The organism is Streptomyces sp. GB4-14, assembly GCF_022696125.1.
GTDB lineage: Bacteria > Actinomycetota > Actinomycetes > Streptomycetales > Streptomycetaceae > Streptomyces > Streptomyces werraensis.
Genome location: NZ_RZHO01000001.1, coordinates 189,930 through 206,654 on the forward strand (window position 1 = coordinate 189,930; position 16,725 = coordinate 206,654).

Consider the following 16,725-nt stretch of genomic DNA (forward strand, 5'->3'; position numbering starts at 1 on the left):
TCGCGGCTCAGTACCGCTCGTCGATGAATGCGAAGATCTCGTCGTCGTCGGCGTCCTGGAGGGAGTCGGCCGTCGTTCCGTCCGCGGCGGGTGTGCCGCGGGTGCCGCCGATGCCGTTCCACAGTCCGGCCAGGGCCGTGAGGCGGCCGGCGATCTCCTGGTGTGTGGTGGTGTCGGGAGCGGTGCCGTCGGCGGCCTGTCCGGCGAGGGCGCCGAACAGGGCCTCCAGACGGTCGAGTTCCGTCATGACGGACGTGCCGTCGGCCTGGGCGGGCAGTGATGTCCCGGTCTCCTCGGGAGCCAGTGCGGCGCGCAGGTGCGCGGCGAGGGCGAGGGGCGTCGGGTGGTCGAAGACGAGGGTGGCCGGCAGGCGCAGGCCGGTGTCGGCGGCCACCCGGTTGCGCATCTCGACCGCGGTGAGGGAGTCGAAGCCGGTCTCCTTGAACGCCCGGTCGGCGGCGATGCCCTCGGGTCCGCCGTGGCCGAGGACGGCGGCGGCGTGGCCGCGGACGGTGTCGAGGAGGAGTTCCTCCTGTTCCTCGGCGGACAGTCCGGCCAGGCGGGCGGTGAGGGTGCCCGCGTCGGCGGTGCCCTCCTGCGCGGCGGGCCGGGAGGCCTCGGTGGTGCCGCCCTGGACGAGTGTGCTGAGGAAGGCGGGGACGGGCCCGGCGGCGCGGACGGCCGCGTGGTTGAGCCGGATGGGTACCTGGAGCGGGCTGTCGGCGGCCTGGGCGGCGTCGAACAGGGTCAGCCCCTCGGCGTCGGTGAGGGGCAGGATCCCGCCCCGGGCGAGCCGGCGGTGCATGCCGCTCTGGTCGAGGTGGCCGGCCATCCGGCTGTCGCCGGCCCACAGGCCCCAGGCGAGGGAGACGGCGGGCAGGCCCAGGGAACGCCGGTATCCGGCGAAGGCGTCGAGGAAGGCGTTGGCGGCGGCGTAGCCGCCCTGGCCCGGGCTGCCGAACAGCGCCGACGAGGACGAGTACATGACGAATCCGGTGAGGTCCAGGTCGCGGGTGAGGTCGTGCAGGTTGAGCACGGCGTCGACCTTCGGGTGCAGGACGGTGTCGAGGTCGTCGTGGGTCAGTGCGGGCACGGTGCCGTCGGCGAGGACGCCGGCGGTGTGCACGACGCCGGTCAGCGGCCGGTCGGCGGGGATGTCGGCGAGGAGCGCCGCGAGCTGCTCGCGGTCGCCGGCGTCGCAGGCCCGTACAGTGATCTCGGCGCCCAGTCCGGTCAGTTCGGCGGCGAGTTCCGTGGCGCCCGGCGCGTCGGGTCCCTGGCGGCCGGCGAGTACGAGGTGGCGTACGCCGTGTTCGGTGACCAGGTGGCGGGCCACGGCGCTGCCGAGGGTGCCGGTGCCGCCGGTGACCAGGACGGTGCCGTACGGTCCGAAGGACGGCGGCATGGTGAGGACGAGCTTGCCCGTGTGCCGGGCCTGGCTGAGCGTGCGGAAGGCCTCGCGGGCGCCGCGGATCTCGTACGTGGTCAGCGGCAGCGGGCTCAGGACGCCCCGGGCGAACAGGTCGAGCAGTTCGCGGAGCATCTCGCCGACGGTGTCGGGCCCGGCCTGGACGAGGTCGAACGCCTGGTAGGCGGTGCCCGGGTGGGTCCGGGCGAGGTGTTCGGGATCGCGTACGTCGGCCTTGCCCAGTTCCAGGAAGTGCCCGCCGCGCGGCAGCAGCCGCAGGGAGGCGTCGACGAAGTCGCCCGCGAGGGAGTTGAGGACGATGTCCACGCCCTTGCCGCCGGTCGCGGCGAGGAACGTGTCGGCGAACTCGGTGGTGCGGGAGTTGGCGATGGCGTGGTCGCTCAGGCCGAGGCGGCGCAGGGTGTCCCACTTGCCGGTGCTCGCGGTGGCGTACACGGTCAGGCCGAGGTGGCGGGCGAGCTGCAGGGCCGCCATGCCGACCCCGCCGGCGGCCGCGTGGATGAGCAGGGTCTGGCCGGGCCGGGCCGCGGCCAGACGGGTGAGGGCGTAGTGGGCGGTGAGGAACACGGCCGGTACGGAGGCCGCCTCGGCGTAGCTCCAGGTGTCGGGGACGGGGGCGACCATGCGGGCGTCGGCGACGGCGAAGGGGCCGAAGCCGCCGGTCCACATGCCGAGGACGCGGTCGCCGGGGGCCAGGTGGGTGACGCCGGGTCCGGTCTCGGTGACGATGCCCGCGCCCTCGGCGCCCATGACGGCGTCGCCCGGGTACATGCCGAGCGCGATGAGGGTGTCGCGGAAGTTGACGCCGGCGGCGCGTACGGCGATGCGCACCTGTCCGGGTTCGAGGGCGGCGAGGGTGTCGGGGGCGTCGGTCAGGCGCAGGCCCTCCAGGGTGCCGGTGCCGGTGGTGGCGAGCCGCCAGGCGGTGCTGTCGGCCGGGGGCAGCAGCAGGTCGCCGCGTGCGGTGGCGTCGGCGGCGCGGGCGAGCCGTGGGACGCGGACGGTGCTGCCGCGGACGGCGGCCTGGGATTCGCCGCAGGCGAGGGCGGCGGCCAGGGTGGTGCCCTTGAGGGTGTCGGGGTGGTCGACGTCGAGGACGTCGAGGAGGGCGAAGCGGCCGGGTTCCTCGGACTGGGCGGAGCGGATCAGGCCCCACACGGTGGCCGCGACCGGGTCGCCGACCTGTTCGTCGGCGGCGGTTGCCACCGCTCCGCGGGTGATCAGGGCGAGGGTGGTGCCGGCGAGCCGGTCTCCGGCCGCCAGCCAGCTCTGGGCCAGGTCCAGGGCCCGGTGGGCGGTGGCGTGGGCGGCCGCGGCGTCGGGGCAGGGGTGCTGCGGGAAGGAGATGGCCACGGTGTCGGGGGCGGGCCCGGTCCCCGTGGCGGCGAGCAGCGCGGCCAGGTCGGGATACCAGTCGCCGTCATGGCCGGCGGCCTCCAGCGCGGCGAGCACCTTGGCGTGGTCCTCGCCGACGACCGCGAGGCGGCGCACGGGCGGCGCGGCGGGGACGGGCAGCGTCGGCCAGTCCACCTCGTACAGGGAGCCGTGGTGTCCGGCCCGGCCGGCCGACGCGGCGGCCAGTTGGGCGTCGGAGACGGTGCGGACCAGCAGTTCCTCGATGTCCAGGACGGGCCGTCCGCTGTCGTCGGTGGCGTGCAGGGAGACGGCCTCCTCTCCGGCGGGGCGGATCGTGACGCGCAGGCGGGCGGCGCCCTCGGTGTGCAGGGTCACGCCGCGCACGGCGAACGGCATGCGGGTGAGCCCGTCCTCGGGGAAGAACCGGCCCAGGCTCATGGCCTGCAGGGCGGCGTCGAGGAGGGCGGGGTGCAGTCCGTAGCCGGTGCCGGTGGCCTGTTCGGGCAGGTGCACGTCGGCGTGCACGGTGTCGCCGTCCGTCCAGCCCGCGCGGTAGCCGCGGAAGGCCGGCCCGTAGTCGTAACCGCGGTCGGCGAACTCCGCGTAGAAGGCGGCGGGTTCGGTGTGCCGTGCGGGGGCCGCGGCGGTCGGCGGCCAGGGGGCCGGCGCGGGGGCCGGCGGTGCGGCGGCGGGCGCGGGGGCGACGACGGCTTCGGCGTGCCGGGTCCAGGGGGTGCCGGGGGCGGCGCCGGACTCGCGGGAGTGGACGGTGAGGGTGCGCCGTCCGTCCTCGTCGGCGGCGGCGACCAGGAGCCGCAGTTCCAGGGCGCCGGTGTCGGGCAGCGCGACGGGTGCCTGGAGGATCAGTTCGTCGGTGCGGGCGCAGCCGGACTGCCGTCCGGCCCAGCCGGCGAGGTCCATGAGGGCCGCGCCGGGCAGCAGGGCGGTGCCCAGCAGGGCGTGGTCGGCCAGCCAGGGCTGGGTGTCGGCGCCCAGGCGCGCGGTGTAGACGACGGAGCCCGACTCGGGCAGTTCCACGCCGGTGCCGAGCAGCGGGTGGGCCGCTTCGCGCAGGCCTACGGCGGACAGGTCGCCGCGCCGGGCCGGGGCGCTGTACCAGTACCGCTCCCGCTGGAAGGGGTAGGTGGGCAGTTCGACGCGGCGGGAGCCGGTGCCGAAGAGGGCGTCGGCGTCGATCTCGACGCCGCTGACGTGGGCGGTGCCGAGGGCCGCGGCGAACCAGCGGGCGCCGCCTTTCTCGCGGCGCAGGGTGCCGAGGACGGAGGCGCGGGCGCCGCAGTCCGCGACCGTCTCCTGGAGGGAGGCGGCCAGCATGGGGTGCGGGCTGGGCTCCAGGAACACCTCGTGGCCGTCGGCGACGAGGGCGCGGGTGGCGGCCTCGAACTCCACCGGGTCGCGCATGTTGCGGTACCAGTAGCCGCTGTCCAGTGCGGCGGTGTCCAGCAGACCGCCGGTGACGGTGGAGTAGAACGGGATGTCGCCGCTGCGGGGCGCGACGGGGGCGAGGACCTCCAGGAGGTGGTCCTTGAGGGCGTCGACCTGCGCGGAGTGCCCAGCGGTGTCGACGCCGGGGATGGGCCGGGCGTGGACGCCGTCGGCGGCGAGTTCGTCGAGGAGTTCCTTCAGCGCCCCGGGTTCGCCGGCGACGGCGGCGGTGTGGGGGCTGTTGACGGCGGCCACGGAGAGCCGGTCGCCGAAGCGGGCGAGGCGGGCCCGGAGGTCCCCTGCGGACAGGGACGCGGCGATCATGCCGCCCTGCCCGGCCAGGGTCAGCCAGGCCTGGCTGCGCAGGGCCACGATGCGGGCGGCGTCGTCGAGGGAGAGGCCGCCGGCGACGTACGCGGCGGCGATCTCGCCCTGGGAGTGGCCGACGACGGCCGAGGGGTGCACGCCCAGGGAGCGCCAGGTGGCGGCCAGCGACACCATCATGGTGAACAGCACCGGCTGGACCACGTCGACGCGGGCCGTGGAGGGGGCGCCGGGCACCTGCCGCAGGACGTCCAGCACGGACCAGTCGAGGTGGGCGCGCAGCGCCTCGTCGCACTCCCGCACACTCGCGCGGAAGGCGGCGGAGCGTTCCAGCAGTCCTTCGGCCATCGCCGCCCACTGGGAGCCCTGCCCGGGGAAGACGAACACGATCCGGTCGCCGGGCCCGGCGGTGCCGCGCAGCACGACGGGGTGCGGGCGGTCCTGGGCGAGGCAGTTGAGGGCGTCGAGGAGTTCCTCGCGGCTCTCGCCGATGACGGCGGCCCGGTGCTCGAAGCGGGAGCGCGCGGTCATCAGGGTGTAGCCGGCGTCGGCGGGGTGGGTGTCGGGGTGTTCGATCAGTCCGGCGCGCAGCCGGGCCGCCTGGGCGCGCAGCGCGGATTCGTTGCGGGCGGAGAACAGCAGCGGGACGGTGACCTCCGACCACCAGTCGGTGTCGTCGTCCCGGCCGGGGCCGGCGGCGTCGGGCCGCGGCTCGGGACGGGGGGCCTCTTCGAGGACGACGTGGGCGTTGGTGCCGCTGATGCCGAAGGCGGAGACGCCGGCGCGGCGCGGGGTGTCCCGCTCGGGCCAGGCCACGTCGTCGGTGAGCAGGGACACGGCGCCCGCGGTCCAGTCGACGCGGGGGGTGGGCTCGTCGACGTGCAGGGTGCGCGGCAGTACGCCGCCGCGCAGGGCGAGCACCATCTTGATGACGCCGGCGACGCCGGCGGCGGCCTGGGTGTGGCCGAGGTTGGACTTCACCGATCCGAGCCACAGCGGGTCGCCGGCGGGGCGCTCGGCGCCGTAGGTGGCCAGGAGCGCCTGCGCTTCGATGGGGTCACCGAGTTCGGTGCCGGTGCCGTGCGCCTCCACGGCGTCGACGTCCGACGGTCGCAGGCCCGCGTCGGCGAGGGCCTGGCGGATGACCCGGATCTGGGAGGGGCCGCTGGGGGCGGTCAGGCCGTTGCTGGCGCCGTCCTGGTTGACGGCGGAGCCGCGGATGACGGCGAGCACGGGGTGGTTGTTGCGTACGGCGTCGGAGAGCCGCTCCACGAGCAGGGTGCCGGCGCCTTCGCCGAGGGCGACGCCGTCGGCTCCGGCGGCGAAGGCCCGGGAGCGGCCGGTGGGTGACATGACGCGCTGGCGGGAGAACTCGACCAGCATCTCCGGTGTGGACATGACGGTGGCGCCGCCGACGAGGGCCATGCCGCATTCGCCGCGGCGCAGCGACTGCACGGCCAGGTGCAGGGCGACCAGGGACGCCGAGCAGGCGGTGTCCACGGTGACGGCGGGGCCTTCCAGCCCGAAGACGTAGGAGAGGCGGCCGGACATGACGCTGGCGGAGTTGCCGGTGCCGAGGTAGCCGTCGAAGTCCTCGTCGCCGTTCTGGAGGAGCGGCATGTAGTGCTGGCCGTTGGTGCCGATGAAGACGCCGGTGCGGCTGCCGCGCAGGTGGGCGGGGTCGAGTCCGGCACGTTCCAACGCCTCCCAGGACGTTTCCAGCAGCAGCCGCTGCTGGGGGTCCATGGCGAGGGCCTCGCGGGGCGAGATGCCGAAGAACTCCGGGTCGAAGTCGGGTGCCTCGGGCAGGAAGCCGCCCTCGCGGACGTAGGTGCGGCCCTTGGCCTCCGGGTCGGGGTCGTAGAGGCCGTCGAGGTCCCAGCCGCGGTTGGTGGGGAAGGGGGTGACGGCGTCGCCGCCGTCGAGGACGAGCCGCCACAGCTCTCCGGGGGTGCTGACGCCGCCGGGGAAGCGGCAGGCCATGCCGACGATGGCGATGGGCTCGCCGGCGCGGTCGGCGGGCGCGAGGGCGAAGGGCGCGTCGGCGGACCGGTCGGTGCCCGTGCCGGTGGCCAGCTCCTTCAGGTGGCGGGCGACCGCGGCGGGGTTCGGGTGGTCGAAGACGAGGGAGGCGGCGAGGTGCAGGCCGGTGGCCTCGCGCAGCCTGTTGCGCAGTTCGACGGCGGTGACGGAGTTGAAACCGAGGGCGCGGAAGGCCCGGTCGGGGGCGATGCCGTCGGCGTCGGTGTGTCCGAGGGCCGCGGCGACGTGGGTGCGCACCAGCCGCAGCAGTTCCCGTTCCTGCTCCTGGTCGGACTTGCCGCGCAGGACGGCCGCGAGTCCGGTGGCCCCGTCCTCGCGGTCGGTGGCGGCCCGTTCCTCGTGGCGCGCCCGCCGTACCTCGGGCAGTTCGTCGAGGAGGGCGCAGGGCCGGGCGGCGGTGTAGGCGGGTTCGAAGCGGCTCCAGTCGACGTCCGCGACCGCGATGCCGGTCTCGTCGCGGCCGAGGACGGCGTCGAGGGCGTCCAGGGCCCGCTCGGGGGCGAGCAGGGACAGGCCGGTGCGTGCGAGGTGTCCGGCCAGGACGCCGGAGGTGTTCCGCCAGGGGGTCCAGGCCACCGAGGTGGCGGCCAGGCCCACGGCCCGGCGGGTCTGTGCGAACGCGTCCAGGTACGCGGTTCCGGCCGCGTAGCCGCCCTGGCCGGCGCCGCCCCAGACGCCCGCGACGGAGGAGAACACGACGAACGCGTCCAGTTCGCTGCCGGCGAGGAGTCCGTCCACACGGGTGGGCAGGTCCGTCTTGGCGGCGACGGCGGCGGCGAAGCCCTCCATCGTGGTCGCGGTGAGCGTGGTCGGCGGCGCGGCGGGCGGGGCGACGTAGACGGCGGACGGGGTGTGCCGGGTGAGGAGTTCACCGAGGGCGCGGTCGTCGGTCAGGTCGCAGGGCGTGACGGTGGCGCGGTCGGCGAGGTCGTCGAGGTCGTCCGCGACGGCGCCGGTGAGTCCGGCGAGGACGACGTGCGCGGTGCCGGAGGCGAGCAGGCGGCGGGCCAGTGGCTCGGCGACGCCCGCGATGTCGCCGACGACGAGCGCGGTGCCGTGCGTGGGCCGCGTACCGCCGTCCGGGGCGAGCGGGGCGTGGACGATGCGGCGGCCGAAGATGCCGGAGCCGCGGACGGCCACCTGGTCGTCGGTGCCGGGTGCGGACAGCAGGACGGCGAGCTGCTGCCAGGAGCGGGCGTCGGCCGCTCCGCCGGCGGGCAGGTCGGCCAGTCCGCCCCACAGGGTGGGCAGTTCGAGGGCGGCGACTCGGCCCAGGCCCCAGACCTGAGCCTGGGCGGGGGACGGCACCTCGCTGGCGGTCACCGTCACGGCGCCTTCGGTGACGGCCCAGAGCCGCGCCCCGGTGCCCGCGTCGGCGGTGGCCTGGGCGAGGGTGAGGGTGGCGGCGAGCCCGAGCGGTACGGCCGGGTGGTCGGGGTGCTCGCCCTCGGCGAGGGAGAGCAGGGACAGGATGCCGGTCAGTGGTTCGGCACCGGGACGGTCGGCCGTCTCGGCGAGCCGGGCGCGCAGCAGGGACCGGTCGGTGGCGGCCGGGCTGACGGCGAGCGACTCCACGACCGCTCCGCGGGCGGCCAGGTGCTGCCGGGCGGCGTCGGCGGCGGCCTCCCCGGCGGGCCCTTCGGGCAGTACGAGCAGCCAGCGCCCGGACATCCGCGTGGCGCCCTCGTCGACGCCGAGGGCCTTCCACTGGACGCGGTAGGTGAGCGAGTCGTTCTCCGGCGTGCCGGATTCCAGCCAGTAGTGCTGGTGCTGGAAGGGGTAGGTGGGCAGGTCGACGTGCCGGGCGCCGGTGCCGTCGAAGAGGGCGGCCCAGTCGACGGGCGTTCCGTGGACGAAGAGTTCGGCGGCCGAGGTGAGGAAGCGGGTCAGTCCGCCCTCGTCGCGGCGGAGCGATCCGACGGCCGTCACGTCGGCCGTCTCCTGCACGCCCATCGTGAGCACGGGGTGCGCGCTGGACTCCACGAAGGTGCCGAAGCCCTTGGACGTGAGCAGCCGGACGGTCTCCTCGAAGCGGACGGTGTGGCGCAGATTGCGGTACCAGTAGCCCGCGTCGAGGGTCGTGGTGTCCGCCGGGGCGGCATCGACGGTCGAGTAGAACGGGATACGCGCCCGGCGCGGGGTGATCGGGGCGAGGACCTCGAGAAGCTCGGCCTCTATGCGCTCGACGTGTGCGGAGTGCGAGGCGTAGTCCACGGGAACCTGACGGGCCCGGATCTTCTCGGCCCGGCAGGCGGCGACGAACTCCACGATCGCGTCCGCGTCTCCGGCGACGACGGTGCTGGAGGGGCCGTTGACCGCCGCGATGTCGAGGCGGCCCGTCCAGCCGGAGGCCAGGCGCGCTTCCACCTCCGCACGCGGCAGCGACACCGACGCCATACCGCCCAGACCGGCCAGCTCCCGGCCGATCACCTGCGCCCGCAGAGCGACGACACGCGCCGCGTCCTCCAACGACAGCGCACCACTGACCGCGGCAGCGGCTATCTCGCCCTGTGAATGCCCCACCACCGCGTCCGGCACCACACCCAACGACCGCCACAACCCGGCCAGCGACACCATCACCGCCCAGGTGACCGGCTGGATCACCTCCACCCGCTCCAACGCCGCACCCGAACGCAGCACCTCGACGGGATCGAAGTCCACGAACGGCGCCAACGCCTCCGCACACTCCGCCATACGAGCCGCGAACACCGGGGCGGTGTCCAGCAACTCCCGGCCCATCCCCGCCCACTGCGTCCCCTGACCGGGGAACATCAGCACCGTCCGTCCGGGGGACTCCGGGACCACGCCTTCCACCGTGACCTGGTCCAGCGTCACCGAGCGGTGCTCGAGGGCGGAGCGTCCGGTGGCGAGGCTGTAGGCCACGTCGACCGGGCGTGGGGAGAGGTCCTCCTGGTCCAGGAGGGCGCGCACGCGTGCCTGCTGTTCCCGGAGGGCTTCCCGGGACTTGGCGCTGACCACCAGCGGGACCACCGGCAGGTCACGCACCACGGCCGGCTCCCCGACCGCCTCGACGGCCGGCGCCTGCTCCAGGATCACGTGCGCGTTGGTCCCGCTCACACCGAACGACGACACACCCGCCCGACGCGCACGACCCACCTCCGGCCACACACGCTGCTCCGTCAGCAACTCCACCGCACCCGCCGACCAGTCCACCCGCGACGACGGCCCATCCACATGCAGAGTCTTCGGCAGCACACCCCGCTCAAGAGCCATCACCATCTTGATGACCCCACCCACACCGGCAGCAGCCTGCGCATGCCCGATGTTCGACTTCAACGACCCCAGCCACAAAGGCCGCTCGGCATCCCGCCCCTGCCCGTACGTCGCCAGCAACGCCTGCGCCTCGATCGGATCACCCAGCCGCGTCCCCGTACCGTGCGCCTCCACCACATCCACATCAGCCGCCGACAGACCCGCCGACTCCAACGCCGCCCTGATCACCCGCTGCTGCGACGGACCGCTCGGAGCCGTCAGCCCGTTGGACGCACCGTCCTGGTTCACCGCCGAACCCCGCACCACCGCCAGCACCCGGTGACCCAGCCGACGCGCGTCCGACAACCGCTCCACGAGCAGCATCCCGACACCCTCACCCCAGCCCGTACCATCCGCACCCTCCGCGAACGCACGGCACCGCCCGTCCACCGACAACCCCCGCTGCTGCGAGAACTCGACGAAGGTGTTCGGGGTGGACATGACGGTGACGCCGCCCGCGAGGGCGAGATCGCACTCCCCGGCGCGCAGGGCCTGCGCGGCCAGGTGCAGGGTGACGAGGGAGGACGAGCAGGCGGTGTCCACGGTCACCGCGGGGCCCTCCAGGCCCAGGGCGTAGGAGATCCGGCCGGAGACGACGCTGCCGGAGGTGCCGGTGCCGCCGTAGCCGCCGGTGTCGTCCGTGGCGGCGGTGCGGTCGGTGCCGTAGTCGTGGTACATGGCGCCGACGAAGACGCCGGTCCGTGACCCGCGCAGACCCTCCGCCGGGACACCCGCCCGCTCCAACGCCTCCCACGACGTCTCCAGCAGCAACCGCTGCTGCGGATCCATCGCCACCGCCTCACGCGGCGAAATACCGAAGAACCCCGCGTCGAACTCCCCCGCCCCGTGCAGAAACCCACCCTCACGCACATACGTACGCCCAGGCCGGCCCGGCTCCGGATCGAACAACCCCTCCACGTCCCAGCCACGGTCCACCGGGAAACCCGACACCGCGTCCGCCCCCGACACCACCAGATCCCACAAACCCTCCGGCGACCCCACCCCACCCGGGAACCGGCACGCCATCCCCACGATCGCGATGGGTTCGGTGCCGCGTTCCTCGGCCTGGCGGAGCTTCTCCCGGGTCTCGTGCAGTTCGGCCATGGCACGGCGCAGGTAGTCGCGGAGCCGGACCTCGTTGCCGGCGGCGTCCTTGTGAGTTTCGTTGGCGGACACAGCTCTCCCCTGAAGGTGTGGTTGCCGAGGCGTCAGACGGCGCGGAAACCGCTGTCGAGCAGCTCGAACAGTTCGTCGTCGGAGGCGGATCGGAGTAGTTCGGTGACGTCGCCGGTGGCTTCGGCGGCGTCGGTGGACGGTTCGGTGCCCGCGGGTGCGGTGGCGTCGCCGCCCTCGTCGAGCCGGGTGAGCAGCCGGCGGAGCTGTTCGGTGACCGTCTGCCGGGCTCGGTCGTCGAGGGTGTCGGACCGGTCCACGGCCTGCGTCAGCTCTCCGAGCAGGGCGAGGACCGCGCTGTCGGCGCCGGGCAGGGCGCCGTCGATGTGGGCGGCCAGTGCCTGGGGGGTCGGGTGGTCGAAGACGAGGGTCGGGGTCAGGCGCAGACCGGTCTCGGCGGTGAGCCGGTTGCGCAGTTCCACGGCGGTCAGGGAGTCGAAGCCGGCGTCCTTGAAGCTGCGGCCGGCCGGGATGCCGTCCGTGCCGGTGTGGCCGAGGACGGCGGCGACCTCGGCCCGGACCAGTTCCAGGACAAGCGCGGCGCGTTCGGCGCGCGGCAGGCCGGCGACGCGGTCGGCGAGGGAGGGACCGGCCGGCGCGGCAGCCGGGAGCGCGGCCGTTCGGGCGGCGGGACGGTGCGGGACGCCGGTGGTGAGGCCGCGCAGCACGGCGGGTACGTCGGTGCCGGCGCGGGCCGGGTCGAAGCGCAGCGGCAGCAGGACGGGTGCCTCGGTGTCCAGTGCGGCGTCGAACAGGGTGAGGCCCTCGGCCTGGGTGAGCGGTACGAGTCCGGTGCGGCGCAGGCGGACGGCGTCGGCGCCGTCGAGGGCGGCGGCCATACCGTCTCCCGCCCACGGTCCCCAGGCCAGCGAGAGGGCGGGCAGGCCCTGGGCGCGTCGCCAGGAGGCGAAGGCGTCGAGGTGGGCGTTGGCGGCGGCGTAGCCCGCCTGTCCGGCGCTGCCGAGGAGGCCGGCCGCGGAGGAGAAGAGCACGAACGCGTCGAGGTGCAGGTCCCGGGTGAGGTCGTGGAGGGTCAGCGCGGCGTCGGTCTTGGGCCGCAGGACGGCGTCGACGCGGTCGGGGGTCTGGGCGGTCAGCACGCCGTCGTCCAGGACGCCCGCGGTGTGCACGACGGCGGTGAGCGGGTGGGCGGTGGGCAGGTGGGCGAGCAGGGCGGCGAGGCGGTCGCGGTCGGCGGCGTCGCCGGCGGCCACGGTGACCTCGGCGCCCGACGCGGTGAGGTCGGCGGCGAGTTCGCGGGCGCCGGGTGTGCCGGGGCCGCGGCGGCTGACGAGCAGCAGGTGGCGCACGCCGTGGGTGGTGACCAGGTGCCGGGCGACGGCGGCGCCGAGGCCGCTGGTGCCGCCGGTGACGAGGACGGTGCCGTCGGGGTCGAAGCGGGTGCCGTTCCCGGTGGAGCGGGCGCGGGCGGTGGCCGGGGTGTGGGCGGTTCCGGCGCGCAGGGCCAGTTGCGCGTCCGGTCCGGCGGCGGCGAGGGCGGCGGGCAGGGCCCGGTGGGAGGCCTCGGTCGTGTCGGTGTCCACCAGGGCGAAGCGGCCGGGGTGTTCGGTCTGGGCGGTGCGCAGCAGGCCCCAGGCGGCGGCGCCCGCGGGGTCGGTGACGGGGCCGGCCGCGTCGGTGGCGCCCTCGGTGAGGACGGTGAGGCGGGCCGGAGGGAGGTGTTCGGCGGCCAGCCACCGGTGGACGAGGTCGAGGGCGAGGTGCGCGGCGCGGTGCGGGTCGCCGGTCGCGGGCAGGGCGGCCAGGACGTGCGGCGGGGCGGCTCCGTCGGCCGGGACGCCGTGCGGGTCGTCGGCCGTGTGGACGGTGGCGCCGGTGGCGGTGAGGGCCTCGGCGAGGCCGGGGGTGGGGGCGCCGAGCAGGTACCAGGTGCCGGGATCCGGTGCCTGAGGTCCGGCGGCCAGGGGGGTCCAGGTGGGCCGCAGCAGTGGCGGCGTGGCGGTGCCGGCCGCGGCGATGACGTGGTCGGCGGCGATCTCTCGCAGGGCGAGGCCGCGGGCTGTGAGGACGGGGCGGCCGGTGAGGTCGGCGGCGGTGACGGCGACCGAGTCGGTGCCCTCCGGGGTGATGCGGACGCGCAGTGCGTCGGCGCCCCGGGCGTGCAGGCCGGCGCCGGTCCAGGCGAAGGGGACGAGGCCGTGGGCGTCGGGCCGGGTGGCGGTCACGGCGTGCAGCGCGGCGTCCAGCAGGGCGGGGTGCAGCAGGTAGCGGGGCGCTTCCGCGGCCTCGGCGGCGGGCAGGGCGGCCTCCGCGTACACGGTGTCGCCGAGCCGCCAGGCGGCCGTCAGTCCCTGGAAGGCGGGGCCGTAGCCGACGCCGGCGGCGGTGAAGCGGGCGTGCTCGTCGTCGAGCGGCACGGGCTCCGCGCCGGGCGGTGGCCAGGTCCCGGCCAGGTCGGTGACCGGCGTGTCCTCGGGCGCCCCGGCGGGTTCCGTGCGGCCGGTGGCGTGCGCGGTCCATGCGGCGCCGAGGTCGAGGGGCGCCGAGTGCACGGTCACGGGGCGGGAGCCGTCGGCTTCCTCGGCGCCGACGCGTACCCGCAGCCGTACGGCGGTGTCGTCGGGCAGGACGAGGGGCCGGCCGAAGGTGAGTTCCGCGATCGCGTGGCCGTCGCCGGCGGCGGCGAGGGCGAGTTCGAGCAGGGCGGTGCCGGGGACGACGGTCCGGCCGGCGAGGGTGTGGTCGGCCAGCCAGGGGTGGGTGCGGGTGGAGAGGGTGGCCGTCCACACGCCGCCCTGGCCGTCGGGGAGTTCCACGGCGGCGGCGAGCAGCGGGTGCCCGGCGTCGTCGAGTCCGGCGGTGGCCAGCGGCGCGGCGGGGGCGGGGGCGTCCAGCCAGTAGCGGGTGCGTTCGAAGGGGTACGTGGGCAGTGCCGCGGAGAGTTCGGCGGCGGGGCCGGGGTCCGGCTCGGCGGCCGGCCGTACGGGCAGGCCGTGGGTGTGGAGGGTGGCGATCGCCCGGTCGAGGACGGCTCCTTCGGAGTGGCCGCGGCGCAGCACGGGCACGGTGAGCACGTCCGGCCCCGCGGGGGTGCGGCCGTCGGTGCCGGTGGCGGTGGCGTCGTCGGTGTCGAGGATCGTGCGGGTGACGGCGGTGAGGACGGCGTCGGGGCCGAGTTCCACGAAGGTGTCGGTGCCGGTGGCCCGCAGGGCGCGCAGCCCGTCGAGGAACCGTACGGGCCGGCGGGCGTGGCGGACCCAGTGGTCCGGGTCGCACAGGGTGGCGTCGTCCGCGAGGGCTCCGGTCAGGTTCGACACGACGGGGATCGTGGGCGGGCGGAGTTCCAGACCGCGGACGACGGTCTCGAACCGGGGCAGCATGGCGTCCATGTGCGGGGAGTGGAAGGCGTGCGAGACCTTGAGGTGCTTGACGGACCGTCCGAGTCCCTTGAAGTGCTCGGTGAGTCCCGTGACGGCCGCGGTGTCCCCGGCGACGACCACCGCGGCGGGCCCGTTGACGGCGGCGAGGTCCAGCTCGTGGGCGCGGTCGGCCAGCAGGGGCAGCACCTCCTCGGGCGTGGCCTGGAGGGCGGCCATCGCGCCGCCCTCGGGGAGTTCGCCCATGAGACGGCCGCGGGCGGCGACCAGCGTCGCGGCGTCCTCCAGCGACAGGACACCGGCAACGTACGCGGCGGTGATCTCGCCGACGGAGTGGCCGGTGACGGCGTCCGGGACCAGGCCCCGCGCGGTGACCAGGGCGTACAGGGCGGCTCCGAGGGCGAACAGGGCGGGCTGGGTGTACTCGGTGCGGTCCAGCAGCGCGGCGTCGGCCGAGCCGGGGCCGGCGAACATCACCTCACGCAGCGGACGCTCCAGGTGGGGTGCGAAGGCCGCGTCGATCTCGTCGAGGGCGCGGGCGAACTCGGGGTGCCGAGCGTGCAGTTCACGGCCCGTGCCGGGGCGCTGGCTGCCCTGGCCGGTGAAGAGGAACGCGGTGCGGCGCCCGGCGGTGGCGTGCCCGGTGACCAGGCCGGGGGCGGCGCGGCCGGCGGCGAGGGCGGTGAGTCCCTCGGTCAGCTCGTCGAGTCCGGTGCCGAGCACGACGGCCCGCTCAGGGAAGGCGGTGCGCCGGTGGGCCAGCACCCCGGCCAGCAGACCGGGATCGGTGTCGGAGCCGGCGGCGTCCAGGTGGGCCAGCAGGCGGCGCGCCTGCGTCCGCAGGGCGGGCCCGGAACGCGCGGACAGCGCCCAGGCGGCGCCGGCGGGCGCGGAAGCCGGTCCGGCGGGTGCCTTCGAGGGGGCGGGCCCCTCCGAGGCGGTGGGGGAGGCCGCGGGTTCCGGTGACTGCTCCAGGATCAGGTGGGCGTTGGTGCCGCTCGCGCCGAAGGCGGAGACGGCGGCACGGCGCGGTTCGCCGGGGCGGTCCGGCCAGGCGGTGTTCTCGTGCAGCAGACGCACCGCGCCGCCCGCCCAGTCGACGCGGGAGGAGGGCACGTCCGCGTGCAGGGTCCGGGGCAGCAGTCCGTGCCGCAGGGCCAGGACCGTCTTGACGACACCGGCGACGCCGGCGGCGGCCTGGGCGTGGCCGATGTTGGACTTCAGCGAGCCGAGCCACAGCGGCCGCCCGGCGGTGCGGGCCTGCCCGTAGGTGGCGAGGAGGGCCTCCGCCTCGACGGGGTCGCCCAGGCTGGTGCCGGTGCCGTGGGCCTCCACGGCGTCGACCTGGTCGGCGGTGAGCCGGGCGTCGCGCAGCGCGGCCCGGATGACGGCCTGCTGGGCGGGCCCGTTGGGCGCGGTCAGGCCGTTTCCGGCGCCGTCCTGGCCGACGGCCGAGCCGCGGAGGACGGCGAGGACGGTGCGGCCCTCACGCCGTGCGTCGCTCAGCCGCTGCAGCAGCAGCAGACCCGCGCCCTCGGCGAACGCGGTGCCGTCGGCCGCGTCGGAGAACGCCTTGCACCGGCCGTCGGCGGCGAGTCCGCGCTGCCGGGAGAAGTCGATGAACATCGTCGGCGTGGCCAGTACGGTCACCCCGCCCGCGAGCGCCAGGTCGCACTCCCCGGCGCGCAGCGCCTGGGCGGCGAGGTGCACGGCGACCAGCGAGGAGGAGCAGGCGGTGTCGACGGTGACGGCGGGGCCGCGCAGCCCGAAGGTGTACGACACCCTGCCGGAGGCGACGCTGCCCGCGCTGCCGTTGACGAGGTAGCCCTCCAGGCCCTCGGGCAGCCGGCCGCCCGGCGTGTGCGGGAGACGGGCGCCGTAGTCGTCGTACATGACGCCCGCGTACACCCCCGTACGGCTGCCGTGGACGGCGTCGCGGGTGAGTCCGGCGCGTTCGAAGGCTTCCCAGGCGGTCTCCAGAAGCAGTCGCTGCTGGGGGTCCATGGCGAGGGCCTCGCGGGGCGAGATGCCGAAGAACTCCGGGTCGAAGTCGGCGCAGTCGTGCAGGAAGCCGCCTTCGCGGGCGTAGCTGGTGCCGTGGGCGTCCGGGTCGGCGTCGTAGAGGGCCGCCAGGTCCCAGCCGCGGTCCTCGGGCAGCCCGGACACCGCGTCGGTGCCGGTCTCCAGGAGCCGCCACAGGGCTTCGGGGGTGTCGGCGCCGCCGGGCAGCCTGCAGCTCATCGAGACGATGGCGACGGGCTCGCGGGCGGCTTCCGCCGCCTCCTGCGCGGTCTTCAGCCGGTCGCGGGTGGCGACGAGTTCGGCGGTGACCCGCTTGAGGTA

Annotated in this window: 1 protein-coding gene and 1 pseudogene; both read right to left on the minus strand. The window is 75.7% G+C overall.

The annotated features are described in order from the left end of the window. Nucleotides 1-7: 7 nt before the first annotated feature. Nucleotides 8-11,047: a type I polyketide synthase gene (locus ELQ39_RS00660; RefSeq protein WP_242590535.1), complete on the minus strand. Its 11,040-nt coding sequence runs from the start codon at nucleotides 11,045-11,047 to the stop codon at nucleotides 8-10. A gap of 32 nt (nucleotides 11,048-11,079) precedes the next feature. Continuing rightward, a pseudogene (locus ELQ39_RS32340) lies at nucleotides 11,080-16,719 on the minus strand (SDR family NAD(P)-dependent oxidoreductase); the annotation flags it as partial. Nucleotides 16,720-16,725: the final 6 nt, after the last annotated feature.